The organism is Paenibacillus sp. Marseille-Q7038 (assembly GCF_965111595.1).
In genome coordinates this window covers 1893864-1911517 of sequence record NZ_CBCOOM010000001.1, presented here as the reverse complement: position 1 = coordinate 1911517, position 17654 = coordinate 1893864, and the positions used below count along the sequence as shown (strand labels likewise).

Annotated in this window: 16 protein-coding genes and 1 pseudogene; 14 read left to right on the top strand and 3 right to left on the bottom strand. The window is 39.7% G+C overall.

What is annotated here, in order from left to right; translation table 11 throughout:
* Positions 1-3: 3 nt before the first annotated feature.
* The 8 genes and pseudogenes from larC (at position 4) to ACWPWY_RS09045 (ending at position 7277) form a co-directional block, all read left to right on the top strand.
* Positions 4-1332 (top strand): annotated as a pseudogene (larC, locus tag ACWPWY_RS09080) (nickel pincer cofactor biosynthesis protein LarC).
* Positions 1333-1423: 91 nt separating this feature from the next.
* On the top strand, positions 1424-1720 hold the full coding sequence (locus ACWPWY_RS09075; RefSeq protein ID WP_454191389.1) for an ArsR/SmtB family transcription factor: 297 nt from the start codon (positions 1424-1426) through the stop codon (positions 1718-1720).
* 163 nt (positions 1721-1883) lie between these two features.
* Positions 1884-2900, top strand: coding sequence for an NADP-dependent oxidoreductase (locus ACWPWY_RS09070; RefSeq protein ID WP_454191387.1), 1017 nt, complete (start codon positions 1884-1886; stop codon positions 2898-2900).
* A 39-nt stretch (positions 2901-2939) separates the two neighbouring features.
* A complete protein-coding gene (locus ACWPWY_RS09065) occupies positions 2940-4244 on the top strand; it encodes an aldehyde dehydrogenase (protein ID WP_454191386.1) in 1305 nt (434 codons plus the stop codon).
* A gap of 181 nt (positions 4245-4425) precedes the next feature.
* Positions 4426-4977 carry a GNAT family N-acetyltransferase gene (locus ACWPWY_RS09060; RefSeq protein ID WP_454191384.1) on the top strand — a complete coding sequence of 184 codons (552 nt, stop codon included), beginning with the start codon at positions 4426-4428 and terminating at the stop codon, positions 4975-4977.
* A 214-nt stretch (positions 4978-5191) separates the two neighbouring features.
* Entirely contained in the window at positions 5192-5557 is a 366-nt protein-coding gene (locus ACWPWY_RS09055; RefSeq protein ID WP_454191383.1) for a hypothetical protein, read from the top strand.
* 20 nt (positions 5558-5577) lie between these two features.
* On the top strand, positions 5578-6810 hold the full coding sequence (locus ACWPWY_RS09050; RefSeq protein ID WP_454191382.1) for an exo-alpha-sialidase: 1233 nt from the start codon (positions 5578-5580) through the stop codon (positions 6808-6810).
* Between the two features lie 98 nt (positions 6811-6908).
* Positions 6909-7277 (top strand): hypothetical protein, encoded by a 369-nt coding sequence (locus tag ACWPWY_RS09045; RefSeq protein ID WP_454191381.1) that lies wholly within the window; start codon positions 6909-6911, stop codon positions 7275-7277.
* A gap of 53 nt (positions 7278-7330) precedes the next feature.
* On the opposite strand, the gene ACWPWY_RS09040 is transcribed toward ACWPWY_RS09045, so the two are convergent.
* From ACWPWY_RS09040 to ACWPWY_RS09030, 3 genes are all read right to left on the bottom strand, one after another.
* Positions 7331-8356, bottom strand: a complete 1026-nt coding sequence (locus ACWPWY_RS09040; protein ID WP_454191380.1) for a substrate-binding domain-containing protein — start codon at positions 8354-8356, stop codon at positions 7331-7333.
* Between the two features lie 159 nt (positions 8357-8515).
* The gene (locus tag ACWPWY_RS09035) at positions 8516-9697 is read right to left on the bottom strand and encodes a glycoside hydrolase family 130 protein (RefSeq protein WP_454191379.1); all 1182 of its coding nucleotides are present in this window, start codon (positions 9695-9697) and stop codon (positions 8516-8518) included.
* The gene (locus ACWPWY_RS09030) at positions 9678-10880 is read right to left on the bottom strand and encodes an AGE family epimerase/isomerase (protein ID WP_454191378.1); all 1203 of its coding nucleotides are present in this window, start codon (positions 10878-10880) and stop codon (positions 9678-9680) included. The genes ACWPWY_RS09035 and ACWPWY_RS09030 overlap by 20 nt, the downstream gene beginning before the upstream one ends.
* Positions 10881-11097: 217 nt before the next feature.
* Between ACWPWY_RS09030 and ACWPWY_RS09025 the strand changes: the two genes are divergently transcribed.
* The 6 genes from ACWPWY_RS09025 (at position 11098) to ACWPWY_RS09000 (ending at position 17560) form a co-directional block, all read left to right on the top strand.
* The gene (locus tag ACWPWY_RS09025) at positions 11098-12420 is read left to right on the top strand and encodes an extracellular solute-binding protein (RefSeq protein ID WP_454191377.1); all 1323 of its coding nucleotides are present in this window, start codon (positions 11098-11100) and stop codon (positions 12418-12420) included.
* A gap of 90 nt (positions 12421-12510) precedes the next feature.
* Complete coding sequence (locus ACWPWY_RS09020; RefSeq protein ID WP_213531694.1) at positions 12511-13392, top strand: carbohydrate ABC transporter permease; 882 nt, start codon at positions 12511-12513, stop codon at positions 13390-13392.
* Positions 13392-14225 carry a carbohydrate ABC transporter permease gene (locus ACWPWY_RS09015; protein WP_454191376.1) on the top strand — a complete coding sequence of 278 codons (834 nt, stop codon included), beginning with the start codon at positions 13392-13394 and terminating at the stop codon, positions 14223-14225. The genes ACWPWY_RS09020 and ACWPWY_RS09015 overlap by 1 nt, the downstream gene beginning before the upstream one ends.
* A gap of 28 nt (positions 14226-14253) precedes the next feature.
* Positions 14254-15276 carry a glycoside hydrolase family 130 protein gene (locus tag ACWPWY_RS09010; protein WP_454191375.1) on the top strand — a complete coding sequence of 341 codons (1023 nt, stop codon included), beginning with the start codon at positions 14254-14256 and terminating at the stop codon, positions 15274-15276.
* A 16-nt stretch (positions 15277-15292) separates the two neighbouring features.
* On the top strand, positions 15293-16240 hold the full coding sequence (locus ACWPWY_RS09005; protein ID WP_454191374.1) for a glycoside hydrolase family 113: 948 nt from the start codon (positions 15293-15295) through the stop codon (positions 16238-16240).
* Positions 16241-16582: 342 nt separating this feature from the next.
* Positions 16583-17560: a glycoside hydrolase family 5 protein gene (locus tag ACWPWY_RS09000; protein ID WP_454191373.1), complete on the top strand. Its 978-nt coding sequence runs from the start codon at positions 16583-16585 to the stop codon at positions 17558-17560.
* The last annotated feature ends 94 nt before the right edge of the window (positions 17561-17654 follow it).

Here is a 17654-nt window from a genome sequence, read left to right as displayed (position 1 = left end):
ATATTGAAAACACTATATCTTGATTGTTTCTCTGGTATTAGCGGAGATATGTTCATTGGAGCATTGATTGATGCAGGAGCTGATCCGGTTCAGTTAAGCGAAGAACTAAGCAAGCTTCATATCGAAGATGAGTATGAGTTGAGATGGGATAAGGTCATAAAGAATGGAATTACATGTACTAAATTCGATGTGATTTTGCAGGAAGATCTTAATCACTTATATGAACATACTCATACTCATGAAAAAAGTGAGCATAAGCATGAACATTCTCATTCTCACGAGCATCATGGACATGAGCACGCTCATACACATGATCATCACCATTCTGATCATCGTTCATATAAAGACATTGTTCGATTGATTGAAGCCGCTGGTTTTTCAGAACAAGTGAAGAATACAGCTTTGCAGATTTTCAAAAAAATTGGGGAAGCAGAAGGGAAAATACATGGAGTTCTGCTGGAACAGGTGCATTTTCATGAGGTTGGGGCTGTCGACTCTATTATTGATATTGTGGGTGCCGCTATTTTGTTCCATCAGTTAGGAATACAAGCTGTGACATCATCACCCATTCCAGTAGGTAAAGGGAAAATCCGCATCGATCATGGAATGTATCCTGTACCCGCACCCGCAACACTAGAAATGCTACGGGGGATCCCTATAGAGCACTCAGATATTAGGGGTGAACTGACAACACCGACGGGCGCTGCGCTCATTGCAGTCCTGGCAGAGAATTTTGGGTCCATTCCCTCGATGAAGATTCAAACGATTGGCTACGGAGCAGGAACAAAAACATTCCCGGATCATCCGAATGCACTTCGGGTTATCATCGGTGAATAGCTGAAAACCGAGAGGAGCAGGACTATGGATTCTAAACACCCTCCGAGTCACGAACATGTAGATACGGAAATGGTCAAAATGGAAGTGAATCTGGATGATATTCCAGGAGAATGGCTGGGATATGTCATGGATATGCTGCTTGATCACGGGGCCAATGATGTATTTTATACGCCGATCTTTATGAAGAAAAACAGACCAGGCACCTTACTGCAATTGCTGTGTTCTACTGCTAAAATAGAGAAAATGAAAGAAATTCTCTTTACAGAAACAACCACACTCGGAATTCGTTATTATCCATTAACCGTACACCGCTTGGAACGAATATTTGAACAAGTGGAAACCGAGTGGGGAAATGTAACTGTGAAGAAGGGAATGTATGCAGGACAAGTCGTTCAGTGGGCTCCTGAATATGAAGAATGTAAACAGATTGCAATTTCCCATGGGATTCCTTTGAAAAAAGTGTATGATCAGATTCGTAAAAACGCTTATGCTTAGCATGTAAATAAGAAGTCGCGATTAACGGGTATTTTAAGCTTTTGAATTTGTAAGATTTGACTTTACAAAAAAGGAGAAATACAATAGTTCTATGATGATCAAACCAAATTCTTCAATGAATGATGTAAAACGGGTTAAAATTTTCAAAGCATTGTCAGAGGTAAAACGTATAGAGATGATTCGATATCTTTATCACCTCCGAGACAGTAACACATGTGGTTCGATTGGTGAGTCGATGGGAATGGATAAATCAAATGTATCTTATCATCTTAAGATTTTATACGAAGCGGATCTAGTTAGTGTGACACGCATGGGTCAGAATAAGTGCAGTAGTCTTCGAGAAGATACATTTACCGAATTTTTACCGGGTTTCTTGGACAGTTTGTAACTCAAATGTCCAGAAACCCATCATTTTTCGATAATAATTTGAAAGTTTTATAACTATCAAATTATAGGCTGCCGATCATCATCAGCGTTAGATTTCTAATCATACGGGTAATAAGTAGATGTGAATTCTAAAAAAAATTATGAAGTAATGGAGTTGTGATCATATGAATCAGACAACAAAGAATAGACAAGTTTTATTAATAAAGCGTCCGGAAGGATTGCCAACACCGGGTGATTTTAAATTTCAAGACACAGAAGTAGAACGTCCTCAAGAGGGACAAGTTGTCGTAAAAACCTTATATCTATCGGTAGATCCTTATATGCGCGGCAGAATGAACGATTCGAAGTCATATATTCCTCCTTATCAGTTGAATGAAGTGATTAAAGGTGGGGCTGTTGGAGAGATCGTAGAATCGAAATCAGACAAGTACAAAGAAGGGGACAAAGTAATCGGTATGCTAGGCTGGCAGCTCTTTAATACAGTAGATGATAGCAAAGTTACCAAGATTGACGAGTCGATCGCCCCTGTATCTGCCTATTTGAGTGTTCTTGGTCTAACCGGACTAACTGCTTACTTTGGACTACTCGATATTGGTCAACCTAAAGAAGGAGAAACGGTTGTTGTCTCTGGCGCTGCTGGTTCTGTAGGCATGTTCGTAGGTCAGATCGCCAAAATTAAAGGAGCACGTGTAGTTGGTATTGCAGGTACCGATGAAAAATGTCAGTACTTAATGGAAGAACTAAACTTCGACGCAGCTATCAATTATAAAACGACAGAAAACATCAAGCAGGATTTGGAAAAAGCTTGTCCAGAGGGTGTCGATGTTTATTTTGATAATGTAGGTGGATCCATTTCAGATGCAGTGATGAGCTTGCTGAATGATCACGCACGTATTCCACTGTGTGGCGCGATATCTTCTTACAACAGTACGGATGGAGATATGGGACCTCGTATCCATGGTCAGATGATTAAGACTCGTTCTTTGCTCAAAGGATTTGTACTTAGCGATTATGCAGATCGTCAGTCGGAAGGACTTCAAGAGCTTGGGAAATGGCTATCTGAAGGAAAATTAAAATACGAAGAGACCGTAGTTGATGGTTTTGATAACGTCGTAGAGGCTTTCCTTCAATTGTTCAAAGGTGCGAACCTAGGCAAGATGCTCGTTAAAGTTAGCGAGTAAAATACGAATTATACTAACATATAGAGGAGAATGTGAGTTATGGAAAATTACGAGAATTTAGCAAAAAGACAGCGGGCATTCTTCAAAACAGGTCAAACGAAACCTATGCAATACCGAGTGGATTCACTCAATACCTTACAAAATGCAATTCATACAAATGAAAAAGAAATTTTAGCTGCCTTAAGAAAAGACTTGAATAAGTCCGAAGCAGAAGGATATTCTTCCGAAATTAAACTCGTACTTGAGGAAATTAAGTATTCTCTAGAGAACTTGAAAGCATGGATGGAACCTAAAAATGTAGAGACACCTGCTTTTATTACTGATGCTTCGAGCGTAATCTACCCAGAGCCATACGGTGATGCTTTGATTATTGCTCCATGGAACTATCCGTTCCAATTGGCTATTTCGCCACTAGTAGGAGCTATTGCCGGAGGTAACTGTGCGGTTCTGAAACCTTCAGAGTTTACTCCAGCGACATCGGGTGTCATCTCTAAAATGATTAAAGATAACTTCCCTGAAGAGTATATTGCCGTTGTAGAGGGTGAAGTCGAGACTAGTACTGCTCTTTTGAAAGAAAAATTCGATTATATCTTCTTCACAGGAAGCACGAATGTCGGAAAAGTCGTAATGGAAGCTGCTTCAAAACATTTAACTCCGGTTACCTTGGAACTCGGCGGTAAGAGCCCTTGTATCGTGCATAACGATGCAGACCTTGCGACTGCCGCTAAGCGAATCGCAAGAGGGAAGTTTCTTAATGCGGGACAAACTTGCGTTGCTCCAGACTATCTACTGATACAGCGTGATGTAAAAGATCAGTTTCTTAGCAAACTGAAAGAAGCTATTCAAGGATTATATGGAGAAGATATTTCCAAAAATCCTGATTTCCCTAAGATCGTAAATGATAAACAATTTAATCGTTTAAGTGCTTTCTTAGATAATGGCAATCTGTATTTTGGCGGAAGAACAGATGCTTCTAGACAATTTATTGAGCCGACCATCCTTGATCAGATTTCTTGGGATGATTCAGTTATGCAAGAAGAAATCTTTGGACCGATTCTTCCTGTGATCGTTTATGATGATTTGAACGAGATTATTGAAGAAATTACGAATCGTCCAAAACCGTTAGCTTTCTATGTTTTCTCGGAGAGCAAAGAAGTGCAAGATGATTTGTTGAGCCAAGTCTCCTTCGGTGGTGGCTGCATCAATGAGACACTTGCGCACTTAACTTCACCTTATCTACCTTTTGGCGGTGTGGGTGAAAGCGGTATGGGATCGTATCATGGTAAAGCAAGTTTTGATACATTCACACATCATAAAAGTGTTTTGAAACGCAAAGCAGAGTAAAATAGAGAATAAAGAGAATCTCCATCAATAGGATGGGGATTCTCTTTTTTTATGGAGTAATTAGATGTGATGATTATGGATGTGTTCTTGTGAATAAGAGGATAAAGTAACTGTGAGTTGCTTTTAGTTTAAGGACAAGCTAGATTATTCTTTGGTCTAATCATAAGGGGATGATGAAAGAATGAAGAGAATACCACTTAAAATGGTCAGAAAAGATTTACTTGCGATTCCAGAGTACTCACTTCCTGATGGATACCGTATTAGGTTGTTTGAGAAAGGTGATGAACATCATTGGGCTCGGGTGGAAACCAGTGTAGGTGAATTTAAAAATGAAGAAGCTGCACTGGAGCGTTTCAATAAAGAATTTGGACCCTATCTTGATGATATGACAAAGCGCTGTCTATTTATTGAGAATAAAGAGGGAGAAGTAATTGCGACTACAACAGCCTGGTACGGTAATTTACTAGGTAATGGAGACATATCAGGCAGAATTCATTGGGTAGGTGTTACTCCTGAATATCAAGGGCAGAAACTGGCCAAACCGTTACTCAGTGCTGCAATGAATATACTAGCTGATCATCACTCAAAAGCGTACCTTACCTCCCAAACTACAAGTTATCAAGCGATTAATATGTATTTAAACTATGGATTTGAACCTTTCCTGACCGGTCCAACTTGTGATGAAGCGTGGTCTTTGTTGGAGGATGTACTGAATCGTAAAATAATAGTGTAAGCCTTACCGTTAACCCGAAAGATAGTCACTTTACAATAAGAGTGGCAGTCTTTGGGGTTTATTTTTATAGAATTATTTTTGAAAGATATGTATCGGCACCTTTCCTTCAGATCCATTGTTCTACTATTGGGCAGCCGTGTCATTCGTAACCTATGAACATAGAATAGATTAATACAAACCATTAATAGAAGGTAAGCTGAAAGGAGGGAGACTTGTGCCATATTCTACGGGTTTAATCTATAATTCTTCGGGTGTAAGCGGGGCAACGCAAATCTTAGTAACCTGTTTAAATGATTCACCCTATATTCCTTCTAATATTGAAATTCAAGTTTTTAAGTGGAACATATCACTAACAAGCCGAACATCAATCGGTCTAAATTTAATTCAAGTTCTGCCGCTTACTGCAAAAACATTACTCTATGCACTTTCAGACGCAGGCTATTATGAAGTTCAGAGTGATTTTTTCAGTGCAACAAGCACCATGACCCATGTATATGGCATCGATTCAGCAGGAGGAATCATTCAGCGTGTCCTTCAATCTGAAATGACGTACATTGATCAATTTGCGATTACTTCTTAGAAAAAGGGAGGGTGAATGAAATGCCGGTGGTTAATATAACTGCAGGACTTGGCGGTACGCAGTTCGAGCCTTCCATTGCAGTAAATACTTTAAATTCAAATGTTCTATGCGTCGTAGCCGTAGATACAAGTTCGGGACCTACACGAACCGGTTTTTATCGATCAATAGACGGTGGAGTAACATGGACCACTGAAATCCTTCCTCAACCCACAGGGTTCTCAGGAGCGGAAGCACCTACCATAGATTATACGTTTCCGCAAACGTTCATTGTAACCGTACATGTTTTTAATGATTTGAATGACGGTACAATCGTCAGCTATACCTCTTTTGATGACGGCGAAACTTGGTCATTGCCTGTCTTTGTTCAGCGCGGATATGGTACAGTAGTGCATAATGATGAACCATTTATATCAGTAGATCGATCTCCCGGTAGCCCATACCGTGGGAATGCATATGTCGGTTATACACCACTTGCTGGATCTGCATCTGCTATCTTTGTACAGCGGTCCTTGGACCAAGGTTTGAACTGGGAAGCACCAGATCGTATTTCAGATCCGCGAGGATTTCATGATCGTGCAGCACTTGCGATTGGTTTTTCAGGGCAAGTCTATGCTGGTTTCATCCTAACAGGTCCAATTAACCCAATCGCTTTTTTGAGAATATCATATGATGGAGGAATAACCTATCAACCTCCCGTTCTAAGGCAGTCTTCATTCATATCTTCTGTAGTCAAAGCACCATCCCCATTGCCTGTACCTAATTATAACTTTCGTGTTCAGACCAATTTAAGTTTAGGTGCAGATATATCAAATGGACCCTTTAGCGGTAATGTTTATGGCGTATGGAATGATGCTAGAAATGGTTATACCGATATCCTGTTATGCAATTCTCCCGATGGTCTTCAGTGGGCGGCGCCGGTTAGTATTACGGGAGCGCCGGCAGGTTCGCAAAACTTCAGTCCTTCTATTACAGTGTCGCAATTTACGGGAACCATACGTGTGATCTATTATACGAACAGGATTGATGGATTTCTTCTGGATGTGTTTGTAGCTGAGTCATTTGACGGGGGAGCTTCCTTTACGAACCGACGGGTCACAACGACCTCATTCAACCCTAACGGAATATCGCCGATCCCTACAGACCTTATCGGTGATTATATTACGGCTGTAACGATTGCTCCTGATAATCTGGCTGCCGTATGGAATGCGACCACTCTTCCTACTGGGAAAATGGATGTTTATTATGGAACATAATTTCTGAAAACGGAAGATCATTCACAGACTAGAGTAATCGTATTAACATTTGTATATATTATGTATACAAATGTATACATAATATAGGAGGGCAATCAATGCGTGACGAACATGGACCTAATGACGAATTAAGGCATAGAGAAGGTGGAAGACACCGAGACCATGGACATAGGTCTAAACCTAAAAAGAAAGATTTCTCGGATTCGCATCCCAAAAGCACACAAACTTTTCGTCGCGGCAGAGCGGTCGCCTTTTTAGATAAGCTTCGTGTAAATCGTGAGACTTTACAGCAGCAACTGAATGATCCTCAGTTTGAATCGATTAAACAAGTGATTAGCGGTGAATTAAAAGCAACCGAAATGATTAATGATGATTTTATTCACATGTTTCAACTACATGAATTATCTTCCGAAGATGAACCGAAGACAGAAGATAATAACGTAGAAAATATACAAAAAGAAGTATAAACTAAAAAACGTAAAAGGATGCAGAGCTATTATTGCTCTGCATCCTTTTTGTGTTATTCCGTTGTAGCTGCCGCATTCAATGGTTTTACGGAATCTCTGAAGATGATTTCACCTTGTACAATCAGTCTGCCAAAGCGAACATCGGGATGATTGATTTGACGAAGAAGAGACTGAACCGCAGTTTGAGCCATTTGACTGATGTTTACATCAATGGTGGTTAGATGAGGCTCCGTAAGAGTGGCATAAATATCATTATCAAAACCAACAACGGAGCAATCTTCTGGAACCCGGTGACCCATCAGCTTGAGCTTTTGTACAACAGAGTATGCTACTTGGTCACAGTTACATACAAATGCAGTAGGAAGCGGAGAGGGGAGTTCAATGTCGATGTAGGTCCCCTGCTTGTCCCGATCATTGATAATCCACTTGGGTTCTAATTGAATATGATGCTCGAGCAGAGACTTATAGTATCCTAAGAAACGATCCTGAATACTGCTTGTGGAATAAAGGTTACCCACATATGCAATCTCTCGATGTCCTTGTTGAATTAAATAATTTGTAAGCTCATAAGCACCATAGAAATTATCCGTTACCACAGAATCGATATTCGAGTGCTCGTCATAAAAATCTAAAAACAGTTTTGGTTGGTCTATGTTCTCAATCACTTCTATATAAGACCTATTAATTTGACCAAGCACGATAAAGCCATCTACTTTACGATCGTAGTAAATCCGAGGAAGAAGAAGTCCTTCTTCATCCGAACTGCTAAGAATGTGCAAAATTCCATAATACCCAGTGGCTTCTAAGGACTTTGATATTTCTTGATAGACACGTAGATAAAAGGATTGATCGGGACCCGTAAATCTTTCAGGAATAATGACCCCAATATTATAGGTTAATCCTTCACGCATCGTTTTAGCTGCCATATTTACTCGATATCCAAGTTCACTTGCCAGCTGTTTAATACGCTCTTTGAGCTCGTCACTTACGCCTTCTTTATCATTAAGTGCTTTCGACACCGTTACGCTACTCACGCCAAGCTGGTTCGCTATGTCACGCATAGTGATGTTTTTATTCATCACATCATCTCCTTTATTCCCGCGGGTGTTGATTATATATGAAGTAAACTAATGTTTTTAATGTAATTAGTTATACGCATGTTAAGTATACCTTCTTATGGGAAACGAATAAAGAAGATGAATTAAATAATGCAGTGACATTCATATTAAAAAGCGAATTTATTTCGTTACTTTTAATAAGGATTCGTTCTTCTTAATCAATTGTGCACGCTGTGCTGCGGAACCCAGGGAACGGAATGTGTCGGCTGGTGTATTAAATGTATAATCGATCAATTTGTCGATGGTTGTTGTTGCCACATGGATACGAGTATCGCTGGATGCATAATAAATGAAGACTTCTTCCTGATCATTCACAACAGCTCCGTTACAAAACACAACATTTGATACATCTCCGACTCTCTCATCATCATAAGGAGCTAGGAAATGGCCGCCTGGTTTGGCGATGATTTCTGTAGGGTTCGAAAGACTAGTCGCAAACGTATAGAGTACATAGCGTAGTCCGGCCGCCGTGTTTCTTACTCCATGAGCGATATGAATCCAGCCGCGCTGTGTTTTGATCGGTGCAGGGCCTTGTCCATTCTTTACTTCATACACAGTATGATACTGACGTTCATCAATAATAAATTCTTCATCAATAACAGGGTTTACAATGTCCTCGCAGTAACCAAAAGCAATACCGCCTCCAGATCCTGTAGAAATAAATCCGTCCTGAGGACGAGTGTAGAATGCATATTTACCATCTACAAATTCAGGGTGAAGAACCACATTACGCTGCTGCGGTGAGTTTGTTTTAATATTAGGAAGTCTTGTCCAAGTCTTCAGATCTTGCGTACGTACGAATCCAGCTTGTGCAACTGCACTAGAGGTATCAAAAGGAGCTGCATCCGGATCTTTTTGTTCAGAACAGTAGATACCATAAATCCATCCATCCTCGTGTTTTACGAGCCGCATGTCATACATATTCGTCTCGTTCTCATCAATATCTTCCCATACTAAAGGTTCTCCTACAAAACGGAAATTATCGATACCGTTATCGCTTTCTGCTAAAGCAAAAATAGATTTGCGATCTAGACCTTCTGTGCGTGATACAAGTACGTATTTTCCATCATGAAAAATCGCGCCTGGATTTAATGTTGCATTAATCCCGAGTCTTTCCATAAAGTAAGGGTTTTGTTCTTCATCCAGGTCAAATCTCCAGTGAAGGGGAACGTGATGTCGTGTAAGAACGGGGTTCTCATATCGATCATAGATTCCATTGTAAAATTGTTCGTTCACTTTATTTTTTTTGTTAAGCAATTCCTCTTGTTTTGCAAGCAGTTCATTATATTTTTTGTGTATCATATTCATTCATCCTCTCCATGATTTCTATACAAAAACGGCTGTTATGATAGGGACACTTCCAAGCTCCTGCGATTTCACGCTGATCATGGCTGCCATCTTCCTTTACTGCCCACACCCATTCACTTCCAGGTCTTGAGTCAATAATATGGTCTTTCGTATATTTCCATAGGTTTGTAACAAGTTCCATGAATAACGGATCGTTCGTACGCTGATAGGCGTTATAGAATCCTACAATAGCTTCTGCTTGTACCCACCATATTCTTGTCGTATCCAAATGATCTTTTTCGCGTTCATTAGCAAGAGAGCCATCACTTTGAATAGCACTTTTTGCAACGGAATAAGCCAAATTAATAATCATTTTTTTGTGATCAGGATTCTCAGAACTGATAACTTGCATAGCATCATCGATAAGCCAGCTTGCTTCAATATCATGACCGTACGAAGTAAGGTCTAGGAGAGAATTCCAGTGCTGATCAAAGAAAACATGAAGTCTGCCTAGTTTTGCATCATACATCCGGTCATGAAGTATACATAGTAGATTTTCAAGCGCAGCTTGAACTCTGCTATCGGGCCACACACGATAAAGCGTAGTATACGCTTCCAAGATATGAATGTGTGTATTCATCGTTATGCTTGCGATGACATTATTTTCACTTAACATCTCGTTAGGCTGTTCTTGCCAACTGCGATTAAATTCTTCCTTATAGGCGTTGATCCCAGGGTCATACCCTTTTTCTTCTATAAGGAAAAATAAAGTCTTTGCAAGTTCCAAAGCTTCTTCATTTCGTAATGCCCGGTAGTACTCACTTAAACTATACACGGCAAAAGATTGGTTATAGATATGTTTGCGTGTGTCGAGCGGATTCCCTTGATAATCAACAGACCAATATACTCCGCCGAATTCAGGATCAAGAAGCTTCTCTTTCAGGAAACGGAAGGAGTGATGGGCGTGTTCAGCATACGCTTGAGAGTTTATGTATCGATAAGCAGCTGAGAAAGACCACAGGATCCTGGAGTTTGCGATTCCGCCTTTTGCTGCGGTTTGATCTAACTTCAAGTTGTAATCCAGCTCCCCGTAATATCCCCCTTGTTCATCATCCTTCATATTTATCCAGAAAGGAAGAATATGGGATATCCATTCATCTCGAATCTCGGCAGTTAGGGTGTTTAAAGAATGGACCAAAAAGTCACAACCTCTCTAAAATGAAATATATTTAAGTAAACGTTAACTTAATCAAATAGTAAATATCTTTTTAATGCTTGTCAATGATTTAACGGAAACAGTTCACTATAAAAGAAAGGGAAAATAAAACAAAAATAAGGGTTGACTGGAAAGCGTTATCATTATAAACTTTGGTTTGTAACTTAATCGTTAACTTAAAAAAGGTTTGAAAGGGGTTATGAATGTGAGTAAGAAAAAAGGATTATTTAAATTTTTATCCGTATTTCTAATCATCTCTATCTTGGCAGCATGCTCTTCTAATGGAGGAGATGATTCAAGTGATTCAGCAACAGACGATCCTGGGGCGATTAAAGGTGAAATCACTGTTATAACGCAGAGAACAGATATTGTTGATACGGTATTCAAAGATTACGCCGCGAAGTTTAATGAAAAGTATCCAGATGTAAAAGTGAATTTTGAAGCACTTTCTGATTATGAAGGTCAAATCAAAATTCGGATGAACACAGATGAATATGGTGATGTTCTCTTGATCCCAACCAGTGTTCCTGTTGCAGACCTTCCCAGTTTCTTTGAACCACTAGGAAGCTATGATGAGATGAAAACAAAGTACACAGGTATTGAAGAACGAATGGTAGACAATACCATCTACGGAATTCCAGTAGCTATTACATACTCCGGTGTCATCTATAACAAGCAAGTGTTTAAAGATGCGGGTATAACGGAAGTTCCGCAAACGATTGATCAGTTTATGGAAGCTCTTCGAAGTGTGAAAGCAAAGACAGATGCTACTCCATTGTACACAAACTATGCGGCAGGTTGGCCGCTGACACAGTGGGAATCTGATCTTACTTCTGTAGCTGGTGATGTAGATTATGTGAATGTTACACAGCCAAACAGTGATGAGAACTTTGTAGCAGGTCAGCCACATTATGATCTTTATAAAATTTTGTTTGATGCAACGAAAGAGGGTCTGATCGAACGAGATCCTACCACAACAGATTGGGAAAGTTCTAAAGCAGATTTAGGTCAAGGAAAAATAGCGACTATGGTTCTTGGATCCTGGGCGATTGACCAAATTAAAGCTTCGGCAACCAACCCAGATGATATTGGATTTATGCCTTTCCCTACCAATGCGGACAAAGTAATCGTACCGCTCGGAGCAGATTACAACCTTGCTATTAACGTAAATAGTAAGAATAAAGCGGCGGCAAAAGCATGGGTAGACTTTTTCATTCATGAATCTAACTATGCAGTAGAACAAGCAGGCAGCATCAGTGCGGTTGTTGGCGCGGAACTTCCTGAGATTCTGAAAGAGTACGGCGATAAAGGCGTTGAGTTTAAAACTATTACAGCTTCCAAAGAAGGACAAGAAGGTTTAGTAGACAAAATTGATAAAGAAGCGGAAGTTGGTCTCTGGCAGCCTGACTTTAAGAAAAGAATTATTGAAGCGGCGCTTGGTAACCGAAAAGAATCTTTCGATGACATTATGAAAGACCTGAATGATGCTTGGATAGAAGCTCGTAAAACAGTAGCCGAATAGAGATAGCGAATGGTTCAGAAGATCATCTACGACAGTGCAGATGATCTTCTGAAAATTCATATTAAATGGCTGGATAAGTGGAGGTATGGCATGTTTAAATTATCTAATTTAAGTTACGCCAATCAGAGAAAATTAATTATACTGGCGTTCTCATTAATTCCGATTATTCTATTAGTTACATTTGCTTACCTGCCCGTAGTTAATATGTTCAAATACAGTTTTACGAGCTGGAATGGTTACAGCAAAAACATGGAATATGTAGGTTTTAAAAACTATATTAACATTTTTACAAATCCTGAATATTTTGCTGTGTTTAAAGTAAGCTTGTACTACTTTGTAGCTACCTTTTTCCAAATGGGTCTGGCTCTATACTTTGCAACGATATTAAGTTTTAAAGTCCGGTTTAAAAACTTCTTTAAAGGCGTTTTGTTTTTCCCTTATATGTTGAATGGAGTTGCCATTGGTTTTATATTTTTATTCTTTTTTAGACCAGATGGAACCTTTGATACGTTACTGAATGCACTCGGGCTTGGTGAGTATATTACCCTTTGGCTTGGTAACCCAGACGTAATTAATATTTCACTTGCAAGTGCTTCCGTATGGAGATATATGGGCTTTAACTTCATTATCTTCCTCGGGGCTATTTCCTCTATTGATAAAGATATTTATGAAGCTGCGGATATTGATGGTGCGAACAAATGGCATCAATTCAAACATATTATTATCCCGAGTATTAAACGGATCGTACAACTCAATCTAATTCTTGCGATTAGCGGCGCGATCAGTGCTTTTGATATTCCGTACATTATGGTTGACGGAGCAAATGGCAGTAAAACGTTTGTTATCCAGACCATTGATATGGCATTCAAATATGGTAAGTTCGGTCTTGCCTCAGCGATGGCAGTGGTGCTTTTATTTATCGTCATCATCGTCACCTTGTTGCAGCGTCTTGTCATTAAGGAGGATAACTAATGTTTACCCTTAAGAAATCAGTAGCATCGGCTATTAAATATATATCTTTAATCGTAGGTTCTCTCGTCGCCATTGTACCGATCATGGTTGTATTTTTTGCTTCATTTAAAACAAAAGAAGAGTATGCAACGACGAGTCCGATTACACCACCATCGGATTGGACGAACGTTAGTAACTATGTAACTGCCTTTATTGATGGAAATATGCTCATCGGATTTATGAACACTTTTATCATATTAATTATCTCCATTGTAGGTGCAACTTTAACTGGTTCTATGATCGCTTATATCTTAAGCCGGTTTAAATTTAGAGGCAAAAAATGGCTTATGGGTGCTTTCCTGCTGGCAACCCTGATTCCTAGTGTAACAACACAGGTAGCCACTTTCCAGATTATCAATGCTCTTGATCTTATGAATACGAGATGGGCAGCAATCGTGCTGTATTTAGGAACCGATATCATTGCGGTTTATATTTTCTTGCAATTCCTAGATACCATTTCGCAGGCACTAGATGAGTCAGCGATGCTTGATGGTGCGTCGTACTTTACGATTTATTGGAGAATTATTCTACCATTACTTATGCCGGCGATCGTCACTGTCATTATTGTAAAAGGTGTGAATATTTATAACGACTTCTATACACCTTTCCTGTATATGCCGAAAACAGATTTACAAGTAATATCGACCGCATTATTTAAATTTAAGGGTCCTTATGGATCCCAATGGGAAGTCATCAGTGCGGGAATTATGATAGCGATTATTCCAACACTCATTATATTCATGAGCCTTCAAAAGTATATTTACAATGGTTTAACAAATGGTTCTGTTAAATAATTCTAAAAAATGGAGAGGGGATTTTACAATGTCAAAAGTAAATATTATTGGACAAGCTTTGCCGAACATGCCATGGGAGAACAGACCAGAAGGGGTTACGACACCCGTATGGAGACATTCAGCTAACCCAATTATTGATCGTAATCCGGTGAAAGGGATTGCCAGAATCTTTAACAGTGCAGTAGTGCCATATGAGGATGGTTATATGGGTGTATTTCGTGCCGAAACCATCAACGGACGTCCTCATTTACATTTAGGAAAAAGTAATGATGGCTTACAGTGGGAAATTGAGGAAGAAGCGATCGTGTTCACAGATGATAACGGCCAGCCTTATCGACCAAATTATGCTTATGATCCTCGCGTAGTAAAAGTAGAAGACACTTATTACATCATTTGGTGTACGGATTTTTACGGAGCTGCTTTGGGATTTGCGAAAACAGAGGACTTCAAAACGTTTACTCGACTTGAGAATCCATTCCTGCCTTTCAATCGTAACGGAGTTCTGTTCCCTAAGAAGAAAGACGGTAAGTTCTTAATGTTGTCCAGACCAAGTGATAGCGGACACACTCCATTTGGTGATATTTTCCTTAGTGAAAGTCCTGATCTCGTGTATTGGGGGAAACATCGTCACGTCATGAGTAAAGGCGGTCAAGGATGGTGGCAATCTGTGAAGATTGGCGGCGGACCAGCTCCTATCGAAACTTCAGAAGGTTGGCTGATGTTCTATCATGGTGTAACGGGTACTTGCAATGGTTTCGTATATAGCATGGGTGCCGTTATCCTTGATAAAGAGCAACCTTCAAAAGTGAAATATCGTTCCTCTACTTTTGTACTTACTCCTGAGACTTGGTATGAAGAGAGAGGATTCGTTAACAACGTAATCTTCCCTTGTGCCACCCTTCAAGATGCAGATACAGGCAGAATTGCAATTTACTACGGAGCTGCGGATTCCTATGTAGGTGTTGCTTATACGGATGTAAACGAAATTGTAGAATATATTAAAAATACGCATGAAGATATAGCAGACGATCATGAGATCGGCCTCATCTAAGAAAGGGATATGATCAATGCCGTTGGAATTAGAATATATTAAAGGTTTTACTTTCGGTTGGTTAAATAAGAAAGGTGATTTTACGAAATCGGAAGCAAAAGAATCACTAAGGCTAATGAAAGAAAGAACGAATAGCAATTATGTTATCTTTGCTCTTGCTGCTCTACAAGATACACCTCATTCCACTCAAGTTGATTATAAAGGGGATCACATGGTAACGGATGAGGAACTGATCGATATGATTCAGTATGCTCGTTCCCTTGATCTAAAAATCATACTAAAGCCTACCGTAAACTGTAGTGATGGAACTTGGCGAGCACATATTAACTTTTTTGATTTGGATGTGCCTTGTGAGCCGAAATGGCAGGATTGGTTCAAGAGTTACACGGAGTACCAACTTCATTACGCAAAAATAGCAGAATCATCAAATTGTGAGATGCTGATTGTAGGGTGCGAGATGGTACAGACTGAACGCCGCTCTGATGAATGGCGTGAACTGATTGCTAAAGTCCGTGGTGAATATACGGGAATCATCAGTTATAACACAGACAAGTATCAGGAATCTAATGTCAACTGGTGGGATGCAGTCGATGTGATTTCATCTAGCGGATACTATCCTATCGATGACTGGGAAAGACAACTTGATCGAATTGAACAAGAAATTGGTTTTTATCATAAGCCTTTCTTTTTTGCAGAAGCAGGATGTCCAAGCCGAGAAGGTTCTTCCTTCACTCCTAATGATTGGGGACTTTCCGGCGGAGTGTCCTTGGAGGAACAAGCGCGTTATTATGAGGCGATGATTGAACATACTCGTGCGCGTCCATGGGTTAGAGGTTTAGGTCTATGGGATTGGCCAGGTTTATTATACAAGGAAGAAATTGCCGCGACAGATGATGGTTATAGTGTATACGGTAAGCCTGCTGAATCTGTAATCAACGCATTTTATCAGCAAGTAAATTCGTAACCAGTTCGCAAATCTAGATGACTCCTACTTATCAGGGGTCATCATTTTTATTTCACTTGGCTAGGTTCTAGAACTGTTATGCTGACGGACTTTTGAATCATTTTCATGGGATAACCATTAAGATAACACGGAAAAAGAAAGACAGAAAATAAGCACTATAGACCATCTACTGTAAGCGGTTTCTTGTGTAAAATTCAAGGTAACTTAATCGATAAAGTTAACTTGTTTTATTATTTTTGTCTCGCTGAATAACTTAAATAAAGTGCAAGTTTAACCTTACATTGGTTTTAGTTCCATCAAGAAGATGTGAATTGAAATAAATAAAAATGAGGAGGTAGTTATATGCTTCGAGTGAAAAAAAGTTTTATTTCCATCTTAGCCGTACTTACTGTGTTCGCCTTTGGAGGAATCGTGCCGAAAGCAGAAGCTGCAACAGGCTTTTATGTAAGCGGAACCAAAATTTACGACTCCACGGGAAAACCTTTTGTGATGCGAGGGATTAATTATGCACATACATGGTTTAAGTCTGATCTAAATACAGCCATTCCTGCGATAGCAGGCACGGGAGCTAATACCGTCCGTATCGTATTATCAAATGGAAGTCAGTACACTAAAGATGATATCAATAGTGTTAAAAATATCATTTCTTTGGTTTCACAGCATAAAATGGTTGCTATTCTTGAAGTGCATGATGCAACAGGAAAAGATGATTATGCATCGCTTGATGCAGCCGTAAATTATTGGATCAGCATGAAGGATGCTTTTATCGGAAAAGAAGACAGAGTCATGATCAACATTGCGAATGAATGGTATGGAAGCTGGAACAGCAGCGGATGGGCTGATGGATACAAACAGGCCATTCCGAAGCTTCGTAATGCAGGAATTAAAAACACATTAATTGTGGATGCCGCAGGATGGGGACAATACCCGCAATCGATAGTCGACTCTGGACAAAGTGTATTTGCAGCGGACTCTCAGAAGAATACAGTGTTCTCCATTCATATGTATGAATTTGCTGGGAAAGATGCAGCGTCCGTGAAGACAAATATGGAGAATGTCATCAACAAAGGCCTGCCGCTTATCATTGGTGAATTTGGTGGATATCATCAAGGGGCAGATGTAGATGAAACGGCCATTATGAAGTATGGACAAGAAAAAGGAATCGGCTGGCTGGCCTGGTCATGGCATGGAAATAGTGCGGATTTGAATTACTTAGATCTTGCAACAGGTCCGAATGGAAGTCTTACAAGCTGGGGGAATACCGTGGTTTATGGTACGAACGGAATTAAACAAACTTCAGTTAAAGCTGGTATTTTTTAATCTCTATATACTATGATGGATTCGTTCAATAGAAATAACCCTAACGAAATAACCTTAAGCATTAACAGCCCGCCTTCTTTTTGAAGTGCGGGTT

What these genes read in the sequence shown, in the direction of transcription:
- ACWPWY_RS09075 (WP_454191389.1), top strand. Translation starts at nt 1,424, where the DNA reads ATGATGATCAAACCAAATTCTTCAATGAATGATGTAAAACGGGTTAAA.
- ACWPWY_RS09045 (WP_454191381.1), top strand. Translation starts at nt 6,909, where the DNA reads ATGCGTGACGAACATGGACCTAATGACGAATTAAGGCATAGAGAAGGT.
- ACWPWY_RS09010 (WP_454191375.1), top strand. Translation starts at nt 14,254, where the DNA reads ATGTCAAAAGTAAATATTATTGGACAAGCTTTGCCGAACATGCCATGG.
- ACWPWY_RS09050 (WP_454191382.1), top strand. Translation starts at nt 5,578, where the DNA reads ATGCCGGTGGTTAATATAACTGCAGGACTTGGCGGTACGCAGTTCGAG.
- ACWPWY_RS09065 (WP_454191386.1), top strand. Translation starts at nt 2,940, where the DNA reads ATGGAAAATTACGAGAATTTAGCAAAAAGACAGCGGGCATTCTTCAAA.
- ACWPWY_RS09000 (WP_454191373.1), top strand. Translation starts at nt 16,583, where the DNA reads ATGCTTCGAGTGAAAAAAAGTTTTATTTCCATCTTAGCCGTACTTACT.
- ACWPWY_RS09005 (WP_454191374.1), top strand. Translation starts at nt 15,293, where the DNA reads ATGCCGTTGGAATTAGAATATATTAAAGGTTTTACTTTCGGTTGGTTA.
- ACWPWY_RS09035 (WP_454191379.1), bottom strand. Translation starts at nt 9,697, where the DNA reads ATGATACACAAAAAATATAATGAACTGCTTGCAAAACAAGAGGAATTG.
- ACWPWY_RS09015 (WP_454191376.1), top strand. Translation starts at nt 13,392, where the DNA reads ATGTTTACCCTTAAGAAATCAGTAGCATCGGCTATTAAATATATATCT.
- ACWPWY_RS09020 (WP_213531694.1), top strand. Translation starts at nt 12,511, where the DNA reads ATGTTTAAATTATCTAATTTAAGTTACGCCAATCAGAGAAAATTAATT.
- ACWPWY_RS09040 (WP_454191380.1), bottom strand. Translation starts at nt 8,356, where the DNA reads ATGAATAAAAACATCACTATGCGTGACATAGCGAACCAGCTTGGCGTG.
- ACWPWY_RS09060 (WP_454191384.1), top strand. Translation starts at nt 4,426, where the DNA reads ATGAAGAGAATACCACTTAAAATGGTCAGAAAAGATTTACTTGCGATT.
- ACWPWY_RS09070 (WP_454191387.1), top strand. Translation starts at nt 1,884, where the DNA reads ATGAATCAGACAACAAAGAATAGACAAGTTTTATTAATAAAGCGTCCG.
- ACWPWY_RS09025 (WP_454191377.1), top strand. Translation starts at nt 11,098, where the DNA reads ATGAATGTGAGTAAGAAAAAAGGATTATTTAAATTTTTATCCGTATTT.